6 protein-coding genes are annotated in these 20,186 nt (G+C 65.3%); all 6 read left to right on the top strand.

All coding sequences use genetic code 11. From position 1 onward, the window contains the following. Window positions 1–66 precede the first annotated feature (66 nt). Window positions 67–1,503, top strand: coding sequence for a peptide synthetase (locus C8K18_RS30965; protein WP_107710857.1), 1,437 nt, complete (start codon window positions 67–69; stop codon window positions 1,501–1,503). 167 nt (window positions 1,504–1,670) lie between these two features. Further along, a complete protein-coding gene (locus C8K18_RS30960) occupies window positions 1,671–2,555 on the top strand; it encodes a YqcI/YcgG family protein (protein ID WP_107710856.1) in 885 nt (294 codons plus the stop codon). A gap of 39 nt (window positions 2,556–2,594) precedes the next feature. Further along, on the top strand, window positions 2,595–4,241 hold the full coding sequence (locus C8K18_RS30955; RefSeq protein WP_107710855.1) for a cyclic peptide export ABC transporter: 1,647 nt from the start codon (window positions 2,595–2,597) through the stop codon (window positions 4,239–4,241). Between the two features lie 16 nt (window positions 4,242–4,257). Further along, on the top strand, window positions 4,258–5,082 hold the full coding sequence (locus C8K18_RS30950; RefSeq protein WP_029972050.1) for an ATP-binding cassette domain-containing protein: 825 nt from the start codon (window positions 4,258–4,260) through the stop codon (window positions 5,080–5,082). Between the two features lie 227 nt (window positions 5,083–5,309). After that, window positions 5,310–8,903, top strand: coding sequence for a condensation domain-containing protein (locus C8K18_RS30945; RefSeq protein ID WP_107710854.1), 3,594 nt, complete (start codon window positions 5,310–5,312; stop codon window positions 8,901–8,903). A 103-nt stretch (window positions 8,904–9,006) separates the two neighbouring features. Further along, window positions 9,007–20,186, top strand: an 11,180-nt coding sequence (locus tag C8K18_RS30940) for a non-ribosomal peptide synthetase (RefSeq protein WP_181325350.1), incomplete at its 3' end; no start/stop codon positions are given.

The following is a 20,186-nucleotide window of genomic DNA, read 5'->3' as shown; positions in this document are numbered from 1 at the left end:
CTCGCGCGAAACGCCCAGCAACCAACACTCGCAGTTTGAGGCAACCCGGATAAGGACCGAATGACCATGAGCCAGGCTTCGCTGCCGATCTTCGATTTCTCGCCGTTCGTTGGCCACAGCGAGCGCTACGTCGCGCTCATCAAGCAGTTCGCGGCGGCGCAGCCGTTTCGCAGCGCGACGGTCGACGAGTTGCTGCTCGACGACGATTTCCATCGCCGCCCGTTGCGTCCCGAGGACTTCGAGTTCCTCAAGTTCATGAAGCCGGTGCGCGAGCACAACGTGAGCCGTCTTCCGGCGCTCGCGTCCGGGCGCACGCTGATGTCGATCTATGAGCTCGATCTCGCGCGTCCGCCGCTGAGCGCGGAGCCTGCCGACTGGCAACGCTTCACCGATTTCTATAGCGAAGACAAACGCGAACTGGGCGCGCAGATCGCGCCGTTTCTCGAAGCGTACGCATTCGAATACCTGACGAAAGACGTCAACACGAGCGAAGATATCGGCGCTGCGAGCGCGCGCATCACGCGCATTGTCGACGACGAGCTTGCGTTCTGGAGCGACACCTTCGCGCGGCTCATGCGCAACGACTACCTCGAAGAAGGGCTGCGCTTCATCATGGTTCAGCGCTGGGCGCTCGCGGTCTCCAAGCGCCGCGCGCTCGCGCGCGCCGGCGCAAGCGGCTTCTTCGACATGCTCCCGCCCGACGAGCGGCCCAGCCTTCATCGCGAAACGCCTGACGACGCGCTGTTCGAACGCGTCGCGTCGGCGAGCGGCGTGACGCGTCGACAGCACGCGTACTGGCAGTTCTATCTGCCGACCAGCACCGCGAAATGCAACCTGTTGTACGCGCTCGCGCGTCGGCCGGATCGCGCGTTCGGACTGATCGGCGCGGCATTCGCGGCCGAAGCCGAATGGCTCGCCTTCGGTCTCGCGCTCGAACGCGCCTGCGCGCACTTGCAGCCGGCTGGCCGAAATCATACGGATGCCGAAGCATTGAAAAGCGCGCTCGAACAGCGCTGCGCGCGAGCATTGCGGCGCGTGGCCGATAATTTCGGTGCGGCGGCGCGTGCGCAGTATGTGCAAGGCATCGTCGCGGGCGAGCGGCTTGCCGCACGTGGTCGCTGGGATCTCGGCGAGCAGTTGCGCTGGCTTGCATCGATTCGCGAGTACGTTGCGTTCGCGCATCGCATCAGCGCGCGCATCGACACCGAGTGCCCGGGCATCGACCGCGAGACGTTCGTCGAACCGCACGAAATGTGTTCGACGACGCACGTGCACAACGATCATCGCCTCGTCACGATCGAGGAGGGCGACATGCTCTTCTGGGGCAACGTCGGCATGCAGCACGCAATGCACAAAGGCGACATGGTGCTGATTCCCGATGGACGTCTGCATGGCTCGACGGTGGTGTCGAACGAATGCACGTATCACCAGCCGATCATTCCCGATGCGTGGATCGAGGCCCTCGTCGCCGAACTCGACGAACCGGCGACGGCCACGACGTAAGCGAATACAAACAAGAAGAAAACCGCAGCACCATGCAGGCGCCCACGGCGAAGATCGACAACAGAGGTGCCTCTTCCCCACGACAGTATCGACGTCCCGGCCACGCGGTCCGGGATGCCTCGCGCGCTCGGCGCGCACAACAGTGGGTCAGGAAGAGAGAGCGAACGATGCAAGCAGGCAACAGTGCTGTCGGAGAGGCCGATCGATTCGAGGTCAGCGACTGGAAGAGCCGGATCATTGCCGGCAGAGCGACGGGCGCCGCGGTGTCCGCGCCCGCGTGGCTGGACGCTTCATATGCGACGCTGCGCGAGCAGGTCCTCGATCCGGCGTATCCGTGCTTTTTCGGCACGATGGCGGAGCGGCGCGGCGAGATGTTCTATTCGTTCGTGAACGGCCGCGATCTGCGCGATCTGCCCGCGACGATGCAAACTTTCGCGGAGCTCGCGGTGCGGCCGGAGTACAGGAGAAATAACATCGCGGTATTCTTCGAGCCAGACCCGGAGCCGCTTTCGCACGATGCATATCGAACGCTTTTCTGGGGCATTCTGCAGCGGTTGCACGACATCGACCCGGACCCGGCGGCAGACCAGCAGCCGGACCCGATGGATGAAGCGTGGGAGTTTTCATATGCGGGTGTGCAGATGTTCGTGGTGTGCGCGTGTCCGTCGTTTCGCGCGCGCCATAGCCGTAATTTAGGTCCTGGAATGGTGCTGCTGTTCCAGCCGCGTTCGGTATTTGTCGATACCATCACGAACAAGGTGATTGGCCGTGAGGCACGCAATCAGGTGCGCAAGCGTCTGGAAACATGGGACGACATTCCCGCGCATCCCGATCTCGGCTTTTACGGCGATCCGGGCAACCTCGAATGGAAGCAGTACTTTCTGGACGACGCAAACGCGCCCATCGAGGAGCGCTGTCCGTTTTTGAAGCGCCGCGCGCAGGCCGCGGCACATTCGGCGCAGGCGCGCCGTCATGTGCCCGCGCACGGCGCGCGTAACGAACACGAAAAAGCCTTCGCGCATCGGGACGATGCGCGGGGCGCCGATAACTGACGCGGCCCCTTGCATTGACGCCGCGACGAAAGGAGCTTCATGTCCGTACTTTTGCAACTGGTCAGCAAATCGCGCTGGATGATCGCCGTCGCGCTGATCGCGAGCGTGCTCGGCGGCCTCGGCAATGCCGCGCTGCTCGCCCTCATCAACCAGGCGCTGGTCGCGACGCCCGATGGCCTCGCGCGGCTCGGCTTGCAGTTTCTCGCGGTGGGCCTCGGCGTGCTCGCGATGCGCGCGCTCGCGCAGTCGCTCTTCATGTGGCTCGGTCAGCAGGCGAAGGCGACGCTGCGCATGCGTACGATTCGTCGCATCGGCGACGCCGCGTTTGCGCATCTGGAAAAGCAGGGCGCGGCGAAATCGCTCGCGGTGCTCACGCAGGACCTCGATACCATCGTCGTGTTTTTCGTGAGCCTGCCTTCGCTCGCGATGCAAAGCGCGGTGATCGTCGGCTGCCTTGCGTATCTCGGCTATATGTCGTGGCCGATTCTCATCGTCGCGATCGTGACGATCGTGCTCGGCATGACGGGTTTTCGCTACGCGCATAGCCGCGCGATGTTTCATCTGCGCGCGTCGCGCAAGCGCGAGGACGATCTGGTCAAGCACTTCCGCGCGCTCTTTGACGGCGCGAAGGAACTGAAGCTGCATCGCGCCCGCAAGCACGCGTTCGTCGAAGACACGCTCGCGAGCAACGTCGAAGCGGTGCGCGTGCAGCGCACGCGCGGCTACATGTTGTACGCGGCGGCGTCGAGCTGGGGCAACTTCATTCTGTTCGCGTTCATCGGCCTGACGCTCTTCGTGTTCGCGCGCTACATCCGCGTCGATCCGCATGTGATGTCGGGCTACGCGATCGTGTTCGTCTACATGATCATGCCGATCGAAGCCGTCCTCGCCGCGATGCCGAGCCTGAGTTCGGCGCGCGTCGCACTGGAACGCATCGAGCAGGTCAATGCCGAACTGCCGCGCGAGGTGATGCTCGAGCCGTCTGTCGCGGCATCGTTCGAAAGCATTGCGCTCGACGGCGCCACGCATCGCTACTTCCGGGAAAAAGAAAACGAGGTGTTCACGCTGGGACCGATCGACCTCACGTTCCGTCCGGGCGAACTCGTGTATCTGATCGGCGGCAACGGCGGCGGCAAGACGACGCTCGCGAAAATGCTGGTCGGACTTTATGTGCCGGAAAGCGGCAGCGTGCTGCTGAACGGCGAGCCCGTCGACGAAGCGCGGCGCGACGCCTACCGTCAACATTTCTCGGTCGTATTCAGCGACTTCTTTCTGTTCGACACGCTGCTCGGCATGCACGCCGACGGACTCGATGCGCTCGCGCAACAACTGCTCGCCGATCTGCAACTGGATCACAAGGTCAGCGTGAAGGACGGCAAGTTCTCGACGCTCGATCTGTCGCAAGGGCAGCGCAAGCGGCTCGCGCTCGTCGTCGCGTATCTGGAAGACCGGCCGTTCTATGTGTTCGACGAATGGGCCGCGGACCAGGACCCGCTTTTCAAGGACGTCTTCTACAAGCGCCTGCTGCCGGAACTGAAGGCCAAGGGCAAGACCGTGCTCGTCATCACGCACGACGACCGTTACTTCCATCTCGCCGAGCGCTTTATCAAGCTCGATTTCGGCCAGATCGTCGAAGACGGCTCGGGCGCCGCGCATGCCGCGAGTCTCGCGTCCGCTTATCACTGATCAGGATTCACCGCTCATGAATGCCAATCCGTCCGTTATTTCCGCGTCCGCGCAGCTCGCGCATGGCGAGCCGATGTACGAACTCGACGGCGTGTCGTTTCGCATCGGCGAACGCGTGCTGTTGCATCCGCTTGCGCTCACGCTGCCGAAGGGCCGCGTGTGCGGTCTGATCGGCCACAACGGCTCGGGCAAATCGACGCTGCTGAAGCTGCTCGCGCGTCAACAGTCGCCGAGTGCGGGCACGCTGCGTTTCGCGGGCCGTCCGTTGCGCGAGTGGGAGAACCGCGAGTTCGCGCGCCAGGTGGCGTATTTGCCGCAGCAGCAGCCCGCGGCGAGCGGCATGACGGTGCGCGAACTCGTCGCGCTCGGCCGCTATCCGTGGCACGGCGCGCTTGGCCGCTTTACCGGCGTCGACGGCGAGAAGGTTCATGAGGCGATGGAGTTGACGGACATCACGCGTTTCGCGGACCGTGCAGTGGACAGTCTGTCGGGCGGCGAACGGCAACGCGCGTGGATCGCGATGCTGGTCGCGCAGGACAGCCAGTGCCTGCTGCTCGACGAGCCGATCTCGGCGCTCGACATCGCGCATCAACTGGAAGTGCTCGACCTCGTGCGTACGCTGAGTCAGCAGCGCGGTCTCGGCGTGGTCGTCGTGTTGCACGACGTCAACATGGCAGCGCGTTTCTGCGACGACCTGATCGCGCTGAAGGGCGGCCGCCTGCTTGCGAGCGGCAGCGCGCACGAGCTGATCGAAGAAGAGATGCTTGGCGCAATTTACGGCGTGCCGATGGGCACGGTTGCGCATCCGCGCGGCGGCACGCCAATCAGTTTCGCGTATTGATCGTCATGTGCCGGGCCGCGTTTGCATCGCTGTGATGCACCGTAACCGGCACCGCATGACCCGCATCACATAACGGCGTTCCCAAGAGACGCCTTGCTCCCCGCAATGACTACGAAATTGACGCCCGCCGTCGCAACGCATGCGACGGCGGCGATCGCTGTGCGCCGCGCGATGCGGTCCAGCGCGACGACGGCCGCGCGGCGCGCGGCAAATCTCGGGAGGCGAGGATGTCTGTTATCAATACGCCGCGCCACGATGGCGCGGACAAGCACGCGGCGAATTGCGCTGCTCACGAACACGCGGTAAGCAATACGGCGGCATTCGATGACGCGCCGTTCCAGACCGCGGCGGCTCCCGCGAACGACCTTGTCTCGGTGATGAAGCTGCATGTTGCCGAGCGCCCCGATCAACTGGCAGTGCGCTTTCTCGTCGACGGCGACACCGACGCGCACGAGCTCACCTACGCAGCGCTCGATGCGCGCGCCCGGCGTCTTGCCGCGGTCCTTCGCCAACATGGTGCGCCGAACGACCGCGTGCTGCTGATGCTGCCGAGCGGGCTCGATTACGTCGTGTCGTTCTTCGCCTGCCAGTATGCGGGAATGATCGCGGTTCCCGCGTATCCGGCCGAAGCGCTGCAAAGCGGACATATCGAACGGCTGCGGCGCATGTCGGGTGACTGCATGGCGCGCATCGCGGTGGTCGAGCGCGCATCGCAGGCGTCGCTTGCAGCGTTGAATCACGAGCCGGGCTTGAACGGCGCGACGCTCGTGTCGCCGGACGAAAGCAGCGACGACGGCTTTCGCATCGAGCGCGCCGAACCCGATGCGGTCGCGTTCCTGCAATACACGTCCGGTTCGACCGCGTCGCCGAAAGGCGTCATCGTTAGTCATGCCAACTTATGTGCGAACGTGAGCGCGATGTCGCGCGGCATGGGTTGCCGCGCCGGCGACCGCATGTTCTCGTGGCTGCCGCTTTATCACGACATGGGACTGATCGGCAGCGTGCTGATGCCGGTGCTGTGCGGCTTCCAGGTCACGCTGATTTCGCCGCTGCATTTTCTGGAGCGGCCGGCGCGCTGGCTCGCCGGTATCGCACGAGAACGCGCGACCGTCACGGGCGGTCCCGACTTCGCGTATCGACTCTGCACGGACCGCGTGCGCGATGCGCAGCTTGCGGGACTCGATCTGTCGTCGCTGCGTGTGGCGTTCTGCGGCTCGGAGCCGATTCGCCAGACGACGCTCGACGGTTTCGCCGCGCGCTTCAGCGCGCACGGTCTCGATCCACGCGCGATGTACGCCTGTTATGGGCTCGCTGAGGCAACGCTGTTTCTGACCGGCGTTGAGGTCGGCACAGGTTCGCCCGAGACGCGCTTTTCGGCATCGGCGCTCGCGCAGCCGTCGCCGATTGCGCGCGCCGTCGCTTCGAACAACGAGAGGGATGACGACAGCAAGGCCGTCGTCGGTTGCGGCGTGACGGCGTTCGGTCACGAGCTTGCAATCGTCGACCCGCGCACAGGCGAGCGCTTGCCGGAACGGCATATCGGCGAGATATGGTGCGGCGGCCCGAGCATCACGCACGGTTACTGGCAAAACCCGGAGGCCACAGCCGCTGTGTTTCTCGACGACGCGCCCGGTTTCCGCGGACGCTGGCTGCGCACCGGCGACCTGGGTTTCGTCGACGGCGGTCAGTTGTTTTTTTGCGGACGGCGCAAGGACATGATCGTGCTGCGCGGCGAGAACGTGTATCCGCAGGATCTCGAAACAATGCTCGCGGATCGCGTCGAGTGGCTGCGCCGTGGGCGCATCACCGCGTTTCCGGTTGAAGGAGCGGATGGCGCCGAAGCGATCGGCGTCGCGGCGGAAGTACCGCGTGGCAGAACGCGGCAGGTGTCGCCGGAGACGATTTTCGATGCGATCGCGGCCGCGCTCGGTGACGCATTTCAGTACGAAGCCGCGTTGATTCTACTGCTCGAACCCGGCGATCTGCCGCGTACTTCGAGCGGGAAACTGCAGCGCAGCGCGTGCGTTGCAGCATGGCAAAGCGGTGCGTTGGTGCCGTTTGCGGTACGTGATGCGAAAATTGCGCCGACGCAAGGTGCCGGGACGGATGCACTCGCTTCAAACACGAAGGACGGTGCATTAACGCCGACCGCGGAAGTTATCGCCCGCGTGTGGAGCGAGGTGCTCGACGTGCCGACACCTTGCGCATCGGATGATTTCTTCGCGCTCGGCGGGCGGTCGCTGCTGGCCGCGAAGGTTGCGTCGCGGTTGCGCGCGCAGTTCGGGCACGAAGTGCCGGTTGGCCTGTTGTTTAGCCATCCGAAGCTTTGTGTTCTGGCGGATGCGCTAGATAAGCGCTGGGCCGCCCCGTCGCAGGACACATCAACGGTTGCCGCTCTCACGCGCCGCGCTGAAGGCGAGCGCGGCGAGGCGCCGCTCTCGTTGCCGCAGGAACGTCTATGGGTATTGTGGCAATTCGACCCGGATAGTCCCGCGTACAACATTTCGGCCGCACTCGCGATGGGCGGTCCGCTCGACGGCGACGCCGTCCAAAGCGCGCTCGATGCGCTGGTGCATTGTCATGAGATGTTGCGCACGCGTTTTGACGATAGCGGCGACGCGCCGCGTCAACTGATTGCGCCCGTAGAAGACCTGGCGGCTGTTCGCAACGCATGGCATTGGGAAACCGTCGACGCACGCAACCTAACCGACGACGCCTTCAACGCGCAATTGCGCCGCCTTGCCCGCGAGCCGTTCGATCTGACGCGCGGTCCGTTGTTTCGCGCGACGCTGTTCATCCGCGACGATGAGCGACATGTACTGCATTTCGTCATGCATCACATCGTCGGGGACGGTTGGTCGATCAATGTGCTGCTGCGCGATTTCGCTGCTTGTTATCGCGCGGCGCAGCAGGGCGCGGAGCAGGCACTAAACGCGCTGCCTGCGTTAGCGATCCAATACGCCGATTACGCCGCGTGGCAGCGCGAGCGTTTCGCGATCCACGGCGGCGCGCAACTCGACGCGCAGCTTGACTACTGGCGCGGCCGTCTCGCGGGCTATGACACTTTGCTCGATCTGCCGACCCTGCACGAACGCGGCCGTCCTTATGAGCCTCGCGCCGCGCGCGTCGGCGCACACATTCCGGCTGCGCTTGCGAGCCGTCTCGAGTCGCTTGCGCGCGCGGAAAACGCCACGTTGTTCATGGTGCTGCTCGCCGCGTTTGCCGCGCTGCTCTCGCGCTACAGCGGCGCGCAGGACGTGGCGATCGCGGTGCCCGTCGCCGGCCGCGACCGGCTGGAAACGGAGCCGCTGATCGGCTTCTTCGTCAACACGCTCGCGATGCGCGCGTCGGTGAAGGGCGCGAAGCCGTTCGCCACATTGCTGCGCGAAGTGCGCGACGACAGCATCGACGCGCAGGCGAATGCCGACGTGCCGTTCGAGCGCGTCGTGGCCGCGTTGCACTCGGGGCGCCGCGCGGGCGGCAGTCCGCTCGCGCAGATCAAGTTCGTGCTGCACGACGAGTTCGACACCGCGCTCGACCTCGATGGCGTGCATTGCGCGTTGATCGATGCGGACGCAAGCGACGCGCGCTTCGAACTCGCGCTCGACGTGCTGCGCGAGGGCGACCACGGACTGCGCTGCGTGTTCGCGTACGCGGCCGAGCTTTACGACGATGCGTTCGTCGCGCAGTTCGCGCGGCACTACGTCTCGCTGCTCGAACAGGTCGTGGACACGCCGCGTTGCGCGATCGGCGAATTGCGTCTTGATGACGAAGAAGCGGCCAACAGCGCGTCGCCGGTTGCGGGCGCGTACGCGTTCTGAGCGCGCTGCTTATCGCGTGTCGACGCGCATCGACTCATCTCGGCCCGCGCTTACGCGCGCGGGCGTCAGACATCTGAATACATCTGCATTCTTCACGGACACCATGCAAGCCATCCATTTCGATACCGATTTCCTGCCCGCCCGCGTCGCGCGGTTTGCCATCGAACGGGCTGACGCCGTTGCGCTTGTCGATAGCGACGGGCCGCTTTCGTGGCACGATTTGTGGGCGTGGTCGGGGCGGCTTGCCGCGGCGCTCGCCGACCAGGGCGTGCGGCCGGGAGACCGCGTGGTGCTCGCGCTACCGCGCTGCTCGGCGCTCGTCGCGGCGATACTGGCTGTGTGGCGATTGCGCGCGTGTTACGTGCCGCTCGATCCGGCGTCGCCGCAAGCGCGGCTGCGCTGGCAGGCTGAGGATTGCGGCGCGCGGGTGGTTGTGATGGGCGGGGCTTTGGACGCAGTGGTTAGCGCAGCGAGCGATGCGGGCTTCGATGATGTGGCCAATGTCACGGTCCATCGCGCAGCGAACGCCGTGGCCGACATTGCATCGAAGACGGCAACGAGCGCCGTGGCCGACATTGCAACGAAGACGGCAGCGAGCGCCGTAGCCGACATTGCAACGAAGCCCGCAGCGAACGCTTCAACGAATCTCTTTACAACTGCCGCCACGAACTCGGACGCTAACGCCACACCAAAGTCAGCCGCGCCCTCATGGCTACCCGACGGCATCGCGACGCTGAACCCACACACGCTACGCGACGCTACTGACAGCGCCGCACTCGCCGCTCATCTCGGCGATGCCGCCGCCTATCCGCAACTCAACGACGGCATCCTCGTCTGGCCCGCCTACGTGATCTACACATCGGGCTCCACTGGCCGCCCGAAGGGCGTCGTGCAAAGCCATGCCGCGCTCGCTGCATATCTGCGCGGCGTCTCCGAGCGGCTGCCCGGGGACATCGCGAGCGCCGCATATCTGTCGACGCCTGCCGCCGATCTCGGCCACACGTCGTTGTTCGGCGCGCTCTGGCACGGCTGGACGCTGCATCTGATCGATGCCGACATCGCCGCCGATCCCGATGCCTTCGCCGTCTACATGCACACGCATTCCGTCGAGCTCCTAAAGATCGTACCGAGCCATCTCGACGCGCTGTTGCAGGCGCAGTTGCCCGAGCGCGTGCTGCCGCGCCGTTGCCTCGTGATGGGCGGCGAGCCCGCGCCGACGCGTCTTGCCGAGCGCATCGCGACGCTGCGTCCCGAATGCCGGTTGATCAATCACTACGGGCCGACAGAGACGGCTGTCGGCGTGCTCACGCGCTGCGGCGCGCAAAGCCGCGCGGCGACGTTGCCGCTTGGGCATCCGCTCGCGCACGTCGACGCACGCATCGTCGATGCTGACGGCAACGCGGTGCCGAAGGGCGCGGCGGGCGAGCTGTGCATCGGCGGCGCGAGTGTCGCGTATGGTTATCTGAACAGGCCGTCGCTGACGGCTGAGCGCTTCGTGCCCGACCCCGACGGTCGGGGCACGCGGCTTTATCGAACGGGCGACCGCAGCCGCCGTCTGCCGGACGGCGAATTCGCGTTTCTTGGCCGTCTCGATGACCAGGTGAAGATCCGCGGCTTTCGTGTCGAGCCCGAAGAGATCGCGGCGCGTCTGCGTGCCGAGGATGGCGTGCGCGACGCGGTCGTGATCGCGCACACGGATAGCGAGGGCGCGGCCAGCAGCGCGCCGCGCCTCGTCGCCTATCTGAGTTCCGCCGAGGCGCTCGACGTTGACGCGATCCGCGCGCGTCTCGCCGCGGAACTGCCCGACTATATGGTGCCGTCGTCGCTGCAAGTGCTCGGCGCGTTGCCGCTCACCGCGAACGGCAAGATCGATCGCGCCGCGTTGCCCGCGCCGCGCGAACACGAGGCCGCGAATGCCGCGCGCGTCGAGCCGCGCAACGACACCGAGCGCACGCTTGCCGGGATCTGGAAACGTGTGCTGAAACGCGAGGACATCGACGTAACGGACAACTACTTCGAGATCGGCGGCGATTCGATTCTCAGCTTGCAGATCATCGCGAAGGCGCGCAGCGCAGGGCTCAAGCTGACGCCGAAGCAGATGTTCGACTATCCGACGATCGAGGCCGCGGCGCGGGTCGCGGTGGCGGTGGTGGGGAATGCGAGTGCGAATGCTGGGGCGGGCATGCAGGCGAGCGGTGGGGGAAGCGTTGGCGCATCGGGCGGTGCGTCTGCGTATGACTTCGTGGGTACTCGCGTCGGCACCAACGCCGGCAACAACGCCAGCAGCGCCACGAACGCAACCAACGCAACCAACGCAACCAACGCAACCAACGCAACCAACGCAACCAACGCAACCAACGCAACCAACGCAACCAACGCCACCCCAATCGCGGCAGCGCAAGCCACGAACGCCACCACACATCCATCGCCCACCGCGCAACTCGCGGCCGGCGACGACCTCTTGTTCGCACAAGCCGGCGCCTCCCGCGAGTCAGTAGAGGCCGTCTATCCGGCCACGCCAATGCAGCAGGGTCTGCTATTTCACGGGATGCTCGACGGCGAGCCCGGCATGTACGTATCGCAATTGCGTCTGACGATCGACGCGCTGAACCTCGACACGATGCGCGCGGCGTGGCACGCGGTGATCGCGCGTCATCCGGTTTTGCGCACGCGTTTCGTGTGGCCTGCTGGCGGCGAGCCGTTGCAAGTCGTCGAGCGGCACGTACGTATGCCGTTCGAAGTCCATGCGTGCATCGTTCCTGTTGCGCCTGGTTCGTCGGATACCACGTCGATAAATGCTCAGTACGACGACGCATATGAAACCGCGCGGACGGCGCTCGTCGCGCGTGGTTTCGAGCCGGGCGTCGCGCCGCTGATGCGCGTCGATGTATTCGAGCGTCCCGACGGCGCGCACGATCTGTTGTGGACTCACCATCATGCGCTGACCGACGGCTGGAGCACCGCGCAGGTCGTCACCGAAGTGGCGCGCGCGTACGCCGCGCTCGACGCAGGCCGTGCGGCCGATGCGTCGCCTGGCGCGCCGTATGCGAATTACGTCGACTGGCTGCGCAACCAACCCGACACCGAGGCGTTCTGGCGCGCACGGCTCGCGACGCGCGATGACCCAGCGCGCCTTGCCGACGCGCTCGGCAGTGCGTTGCGGTCATCGTCGTCGAACGGTGTCGACGGTTCGGTGGCGCAAGCACTGATCCGCGAAGTCGACGGCGACTCACACGCGCGCCTGAAGCGCGCCGCGCAGCGTGCACAGGTCACGCTGAACACGCTCGTGCAGGCAGCGTGGGCGCTCGTGCTCGCGCGTTTTTCGGGGCGCACGCAAGTGGCATTCGGCATGACCGTGTCCGGTCGGCCCGTGGATCTGCCGAATGCGCAGTCGATCGTCGGTCTCTTCATCAACAGCTTGCCGCTGTGGGTCGATGTGAAATCCGATGCGCCGTTGCGCTCGTGGCTCACCGCGTTGCAGCGGCATAACGCGGAGTTGCGCGAAGTCGAGCACACGCCGCTCGCGAGCTTGCAGCAGTGGGCGGACTCGACCGTCGATGCGTTGTTCGACAGCCTGATCGTGTTCGAAAACTATCCGCTCGACGACGCGCTCGATGCGATCGGCGGCGTGCCGCGCGTGCGCGCCGTCGACGCGCACAACCGCAGTCATTTTCCGCTGATGCTGGTCGTCGCGCCGCGTCACGTCGGCGGCGGCGATGCACTGAGGCTCGAGTGGCATCGGCATGCGGCGCGTGTGCCGGCGGAAGACGTTGCACGCGTCGCCGAATATTTCGAGCGGATGCTGGATGGGATCGCGAAGGCGCTTGTCGACAGCAATGGCACCGATGTGCGGCTGCGTGATTTGACGAGTGGTCTTGCTGCGGATTCTGTCGCCGTTGCTAAAACGGCGTTTGCCTACGAGCCGGTGACCGCGCGCATTGCTGCGCAGACGCATGCGCGGCCTGACGCTGTTGCACTCGTCGATGGCGATGAAGAGGTGACCTATGCGCAGCTCGATGCGTGGTCGCGCGCGATTGCGCGTGAGCTGATTCGCCTCGGCGCAGGAGCGGAAGTGCGCGTAGGTGTCGCGATGCAGCGCTCGGCGGCGCTGGTTGCATCGCTGCTCGGCGTGTTGCGCGCGGGTGCCGCTTATGTGCCGCTCGATCCGTCGTATCCGGCCGAGCGCCTTGCGCATATCGTCGATGACTCGCAGTTGCGTCTGATCGTCACCGATGCGCCGAGTCTCGCGCAGCATGCGGCGTTGTTCGGCACGCGGCCGACGCTTGATGCTCTAGCGTTGCGCGATGCGTTGCAGAATGATGAGCCGCTCGACGTCGCGATCTATCCGCATTCGCAACAGCTTGCCTACGTGATCTACACCTCGGGCTCAACGGGCACACCAAAAGGCGTAGGCATCACACACGAAAACATCGCACGCCTGTTCGACGCAACACAATCCCGCTTCGCATTCCATGCAGCCGATGTCTGGACCCTGTTCCATTCGTACGCATTCGACTTCTCGGTATGGGAAATCTTCGGCGCGCTCGTGCATGGCGCACGGCTCGTAATCGTGCCGCACTGGAGCGCACGCGAACCCGCGGCCTTTCATACGTTGCTGCGCGAACAGCGCGTGACGGTGCTGAACCAGACGCCCTCGGCGTTCATGCAACTGACGCATGCCGACGATGACAACACGCTCGATTCACTGCGCGTGGTGATCTTCGGCGGCGAGCGTCTCGAGCCTGCGTCATTGGCGCGATGGGCGGACGGCGCGCGTCGCAAGGGTGTGCTGCCGTCGCTCGTGAACATGTACGGCATCACCGAGACAACGGTTCATGTCACGCATCGCACTCTCGATGACGCAGCGCTGCATGATGCCCGCAGCGTGATCGGCGCGCCGCTCGACGATCTCACGCTGCATGTGCTCGATGCCGATATGAACCGCGTGCCGATGGGCGCGGTGGGCGAGTTGTATGTAGGCGGCGCGGGTCTCGCGCGCGGCTATCAGGGCCGCGCCGAGTTGACCGCACAACGCTTCGTGCCCGATCCGTATGGTGCGCCGGGCGCGCGTTTATACCGCTCGGGCGACCTCGCGCGACGGCTGCCCGATGGCGACCTCGAATACCTGGGCCGCAATGACGATCAGGTGAAAATCCGCGGCTTCCGGATCGAGCTCGGAGAGATTCAGTCGGCACTGCTTGCGCATCCGGAAGTGCGCGAGGCTGCGGTGCTCGTGTCGGGCGGCAGTGCGAACGCAAACGCCAGTGACCAGCGCCTCGTCGCCTACATCGTGCCGCGCGAAGAACCGCATACGCGCGACATCGCGCGCTGGCAGACATGGCTTGCCGCGCGCTTGCCGGCGCACATGGTGCCGTCATCGTATGTGGAGATGGAGCGGTTTCCGCTGACGCCCAACGGCAAGCTTGATCGACGCGCGTTGCCCGGACCCGAGGACGTCGCCAACGCAAAGGGCCGTGCATCTTACGTCGCCCCGCGCGACGAAACCGAGGCGCGGCTTGCAGCGATCTGGCAACAGGTGCTCGGGGTTGAGCGTGTCGGCGCACTCGACGATTTCTTCCTGCTCGGCGGGCATTCGCTGCTGGCGGTGCGCGTTGTATCGGCGGTGCGGACGGCCTTCGGCGATGCGCCAGGATTGCGCGCGTTATTCGAGCATCCGCGGCTCGACGACTTTGCGACGCTGCTGCGCGGCGCGCAAATTTTCAGCGGTGATGCGCTGGCGCAGGCGTCGGAAGTAGTCGGCGCTTTTATTGCTACTGTGGACACCAGTTCGTCTGATGCGCGCGCAGTGCCAGCCACCACAGAACAACTATTCACCAACACACCCACTCAATCCACCCTAACCGCACCGATCCCTCTATCGCCATCCCAGCAAAGCCTGTGGTTTTTATGGAAGCTCGACCCGCAAAGCGCGGCATACCACGTGAACGGTGCGCTGCGTTTTGACGGCCGCCTCTATGTCGATGCGTTGCGTGCCGCGTTCCGCGCGCTGACCCAACGACACCCCGCACTGCGAATGCGTTTCGCCGAAGTAGAGGGCGTTCCGTTTCAACATATCGACGCCGCGAGCCACAGCGAGATCCACCTGCTCGAACTGCCGCCGACAGAAGAGAAGTCCGCGTCCGATGACACAGACAACGCCGGCGACAAAGCACTGGCCGATTGTCTCTCAGCGCTCGCCCGCATCCCTTTCGATCTCACCGCTGAGCCGCCCGTCCGCGCAACGCTTGTGCGCATCGACGAAAATCGTCACGCGCTGCATCTGGTGCTGCATCACATCGTTAGCGACGACTGGTCGATCGGCCTGTTGTTCGCCGACTTCTCGCGTCTGTATCGCGAGCATTGCGCGGCAGCGCTCACGGGTTCCGTCGAACCCGCCACTAACGATGCGAACGACGCAGCCGAATCAGCGGCTGCCTATCGCGACATCGTCGCCGCACGCGCCGCGCAACTCACACCCGAGCGCGAGTCCGAACAACTCGCATGGTGGCGCACCACGCTCGCCACCGACGACGATTCCCCCGCGACGCTCGCGCTACCCTACGACCGCGTTCGCACCGGCACGCGCCGCGCGCCTGGCGCGCGCCATCGCACACGCGTGCCGGCCGCCACCGCGAATGCGCTGCGCGCGCTCGCGAGCACGCATCGCGCGACGCTCTTCATGACGCTTCTCGCTGCGTTCGACGCGTTGCTCTATCGATACTCGGGCCAATCCGACATTCGCATCGGCGTGCCGCTCGCGGGCCGCGATTCGCCGGATACGGCGAACGTCGTGGGCTTTTTCGTCAACACCGTCGTGATTCGCACCGCGCCGCGCGGCGAGATGCGCGCGGCGCAACTCATCGACGATGTGCGCGAGCGGTTCTTCGACGCATATGCCAACCAGGACGTGCCGTTTGCGAGCGTCGTCAAGGCGGTGCAGTCCGAGCGCGATCTCACGCACACGCCGCTTTTTCAGGTGCTCGTGAATCAGCAGCAGCGCCACAATCTGATGGCATCGTTTGGCGATGGGTTGCGCGTGTCGCTGCAGGAAGTCGACAACGGCGAGGCGCAGTTCGATCTGATGCTCAACATCGCTGAGAGTGCCCGCGACGCGATCGACCTGACGTTCACCTACGCGACCGATGTGTTCGACGCGTCGACTATCGAACGGCTCGCGCACAATTTCACGGGATTGCTCGAGCAGTGGAGCGCGGCGCCGCAGGGAAGGCTTGCGTCGTTCGAATTGCGTGAGTTGCGTGACGACGCGGCGCGTTGTATGCCCGCCGCGTTTGCATACGAGCCGGTGACTGCGCGCATTGTTGCGCAGGCACACGCGCGGCCTGACGCTGTTGCACTCGTCGATGGCGATGAAGAGGTGACGTATGCGCAACTCGATGCGTGGTCGGGCGCGATTGCGCAGGAGTTGATTCGTCTCGGCGCGGGAGCGGAAGTGCGCGTAGGTGTCGCGATGCAGCGCTCGACGGCGCTGGTTGCGTCGTTGCTCGGCGTGCTCCGCGCGGGCGCGGCGTATGTGCCGCTCGATCCGTCGTATCCGGCGGAGCGCCTTGCGCATATCGTCGATGACTCGCAGTTGCGTCTGATCGTCACCGATGCGCCGAGTCTCGCGCAGCATGCGGCGTTGTTCGGCACGCGGCCGACGCTTGATGCTCTAGCGTTGCGCGATGCGTTGCAGAATGATGAGCCGCTCGACGTCGCGATGTATCCGCGTCCGCAACAGCTTGCCTACGTGATCTACACCTCGGGCTCGACGGGTGTGCCAAAGGGCGTGGGCATCACACACGAAAACATCGCACGCCTCTTCGACGCAACGCAATCGAGCTTCGCATTCGATTCATCCGACGTCTGGACACTGTTCCATTCGTACGCATTCGACTTCTCAGTATGGGAAATCTTCGGCGCACTCGTGCATGGCGCACGGCTCGTAATCGTGCCGCACTGGAGCGCACGCGAACCCGCGGCGTTTCATGCGCTGCTGCGCAAAGAGCGCGTGACGGTGCTGAACCAGACGCCCTCGGCATTCACGCAACTGACGCACGCCGACGATGACAACACGCTCGATTCACTGCGCGTGGTGGTCTTCGGCGGAGAGCGTCTCGAGCCCGCATCGCTCGCGCGATGGGCCGACGGCGCGCGTCGCAAGGGCGTACTGCCGACGCTCGTGAACATGTACGGCATCACCGAGACGACGGTTCACGTCACGCATCGCGCGCTTGATGAGCCAGCGTTGCGCGATGCCCGCAGCGTGATCGGCGCGCCGCTCGACGATCTCACGCTGCATGTGCTCGATGCCGATATGAACCGCGTGCCAGTGGGCGCGGTGGGCGAACTGTATGTAGGCGGCGCGGGTCTCGCGCGCGGCTATCAGGGCCGCGCCGAGTTGACCGCACAACGCTTCGTGCCCGATCCATACGGCGCACCTGGCACGCGTCTGTATCGCTCAGGCGATCTCGCGCGACGGCTGCCGGATGGCGACCTCGAATACATGGGCCGCAACGACGATCAGGTGAAAATCCGCGGCTTCCGGATCGAACTGGGAGAGATCCAGTCCGCACTGCTTGCGCATCCCGAAGTGCGCGAGGCTGCGGTGCTGGTGTCGGGCGGCGGTGCGAACGCAAACGCCAGTGACCAGCGCCTCGTCGCTTACATCGTGCCGCGCGAAGAACCGCATACGCGCGACATCGCGCGCTGGCAGACATGGCTTGCCGCGCGCTTGCCGGCGCACATGGTGCCGTCATCGTATGTGGAGATGGAGCGCTTTCCGCTGACGCCCAACGGCAAGCTCGACCGACGCGCGTTGCCTGCGCCCGAGGACGTCGCCAACGCCGCGCAAGCCGTCGCCGCATCGACGCCTGCCGAGGCTGCTTTGCTGACCGTCTGGCGCGCGGTGCTGAGGCGCGACGACATTGGCGTGACCGACAATTTCTTCGTGATCGGCGGCGATTCGATTCTGAGTCTGCAGATCGTCTCGAAGGCACGCGATGCCGGTTTTCTGGTCACGCCGCGCATGGTGTTCGAAGCGCCGACCGTGCAGCAGCTCGCGCGCGCGGCGCGACCGTTGGCCGCTGAGTCGGGGTCGACATCGACGTCCACGTTCACGTCCACCACGGCTGCGGACGCCGTGCCTGGCGCGAACGGTTCGTCATCGTCCGATTTGTGGCGCGCGCTCGGCCTCACGCCCGAGCATATCGAGGACGTGTATCCGGCGACGCCGCTGCAAGCCGGCTTGCTCTATCACACGCTCGCCGACGCGGGGCAGGGCGCGTATCTGAATCAGATGCGCGCGACGCTGTCCGGCGCGCTCGACGTCGCCGCGATGCAGGCCGCGTGGCAGGCCGCGCTTGAACGTCACGCGATTTTGCGCACGGCTTTCGCGTGGCAGCACGGCGGTGCGGTGATGCAGATCGTCCATCGCAAGATCGCACTGCCGTTCGAGACGCACGACTGGTCAGCCGCCGCGGACTACGACGCGCGTCTCGCCGAGTGGCGCGCGCGCGACCTCGCCGATGGCATTGCGCCCGACGCCGCGCCGCTGATGCGCATCGCGCTCTTCGTTCGCGACGCGCACACCGCCGACGTCGTGTGGACGCACCATCATCTGTTGCTCGACGGCTGGAGCGTGTCGCTGCTGTTCGCCGAAGTTCTGCGCGATTATCGGATGCGCGCGAGCGGTGCTGCTGCGGCATTCGAAACGGCGCCGCCATATCGTCAGTACGTCGAATGGATTCGCGAGGCCGCCGACGATCCCGCGACCGAGACATGGTGGCGCGCGTGGGCCGCGCGCGCCGACGATCCCGCGACGCTCACCGCGAGTCTCGGCGAACCGCGCGCGGCCGAGCCCGGCGCGCATGCGCGGCGCCGCGCGCTCGACGAAACGCTCGTCGCGCGCTTGCAGGCGACGGCGCGTCGTCACGAGATCACGCTCAATACGCTGATGCAGGGCGCGTGGGCGGTGCTGCTCGCGCGCTATGGACATCGGCGCGGCGTCGCTTACGGCACGACGTTCGCGGGACGGCCGGCGCATCTGCCGGGCGTCGAACGGATGCTCGGGCTGTTCATCAATACGTTGCCGGTGTGCGTCGATGTGGACGCGAGCGCTGAACTCGGCGCATGGTTGCGCAAACTGCAAGGCGAACTGACCGAGCTGCGCCAGCACGAACACACGCCGCTCGCGCGCGTGCAGCAGTGGAGCGGGCGCAGCGGCGATGCGCTGTTCGATAGCATCGTCGTGTTCGAAAACTATCCCGTCGATGCCGCTCGAAACGGCGATGCGGGCCTGAAGGTCGCGTCCGTCGATTCAATTGACCCGACGCATTACCCGCTCGCGCTCGCGATCATTCCGCGCGGGCAGGCGCTTTCGCTCGAATGGGCGTGGGACGGCGAGCGCATCGACCGCGAGACCGTGGAGCGGATCGAAGCGCAGTACGAAGCGGTGATTGTGCAGATGGTCGATGATGTGGAGCGACGGGTTGGGTCGTTGACGTTGCCTTTGCAGCGTGAAGCGAAGCCGCTGACGTCTTATGCGTTCGAGTCGCTTGGGATGGCGCTTGCGGCGCAGGCAAAGCGTACGCCGCAGGCGATTGCGCTGCGCTGTGAAGATGAGTCGCTCACGTATGCGGAGCTCGATGCGTGGTCGGCGGCAATTGCTTCGCGGCTCATCGCGCGAGGTGTCGGTGCTGAGCGGCGCGTGGGATTGTGTGTCGCGCGAGGGCCGGCGCTGATCGCGGCGTTGCTTGGGATTATTCGCTCCGGTGGTGCGTTCGTGCCGCTCGACCCGGATTACCCGGCCGCGCGCCTCGCGCAGATGATCGGCGATGCCGGGATCGTGCAGGTGGTGGCGGATGCGGCGAGCGCGGCGCGGGTGGCGGAGGTGCTTGCTGAATGTGAAGTACTGGACGTGGGTTCGCAGTCACTGATGGAGCCGGAGTCAGCGAACCACACCGACATCGCGCTGCACCCCGACCAGCTCGCCTACGTGCTGTACACCTCGGGCTCGACCGGCAGACCGAAGGGTGTGGGCGTGAGCCACGGCGCGTTATGGACCCACCTGCGGGACTTCCTCACAACCTACGGAATCAGCGACGACGATACAGTGCTCCACTCATCGACGATCAATTTCGACGTCGCGTTGCACGAAACGCTGCCCGCGCTGTTGCGCGGCGCGACGGTGGAAATGCGCGGGATGCAGCCGTGGGATCTGCAAAGCCTGAGCGAACGGCTGGTGAAACGGCAAGTGACATTCGCGCGGATTCCGACGGCGCTGTG

Origin of the sequence: Paraburkholderia sp. GV068, from assembly GCF_003058125.1 — a bacterium.
Lineage (GTDB): Bacteria > Pseudomonadota > Gammaproteobacteria > Burkholderiales > Burkholderiaceae > Paraburkholderia > Paraburkholderia graminis.
Note: the sequence above shows the minus strand (reverse complement) of the source record. Positions and strands in the feature narration are given on the sequence as shown.

Excerpts from the sequence above, each read along its gene's own strand:
- C8K18_RS30965 (WP_107710857.1), top strand. The coding sequence starts at position 67 with ATGAGCCAGGCTTCGCTGCCGATCTTCGATTTCTCGCCGTTCGTTGGC.
- C8K18_RS30960 (WP_107710856.1), top strand. The coding sequence starts at position 1,671 with ATGCAAGCAGGCAACAGTGCTGTCGGAGAGGCCGATCGATTCGAGGTC.
- C8K18_RS30955 (WP_107710855.1), top strand. The coding sequence starts at position 2,595 with ATGTCCGTACTTTTGCAACTGGTCAGCAAATCGCGCTGGATGATCGCC.
- C8K18_RS30950 (WP_029972050.1), top strand. The coding sequence starts at position 4,258 with ATGAATGCCAATCCGTCCGTTATTTCCGCGTCCGCGCAGCTCGCGCAT.
- C8K18_RS30945 (WP_107710854.1), top strand. The coding sequence starts at position 5,310 with ATGTCTGTTATCAATACGCCGCGCCACGATGGCGCGGACAAGCACGCG.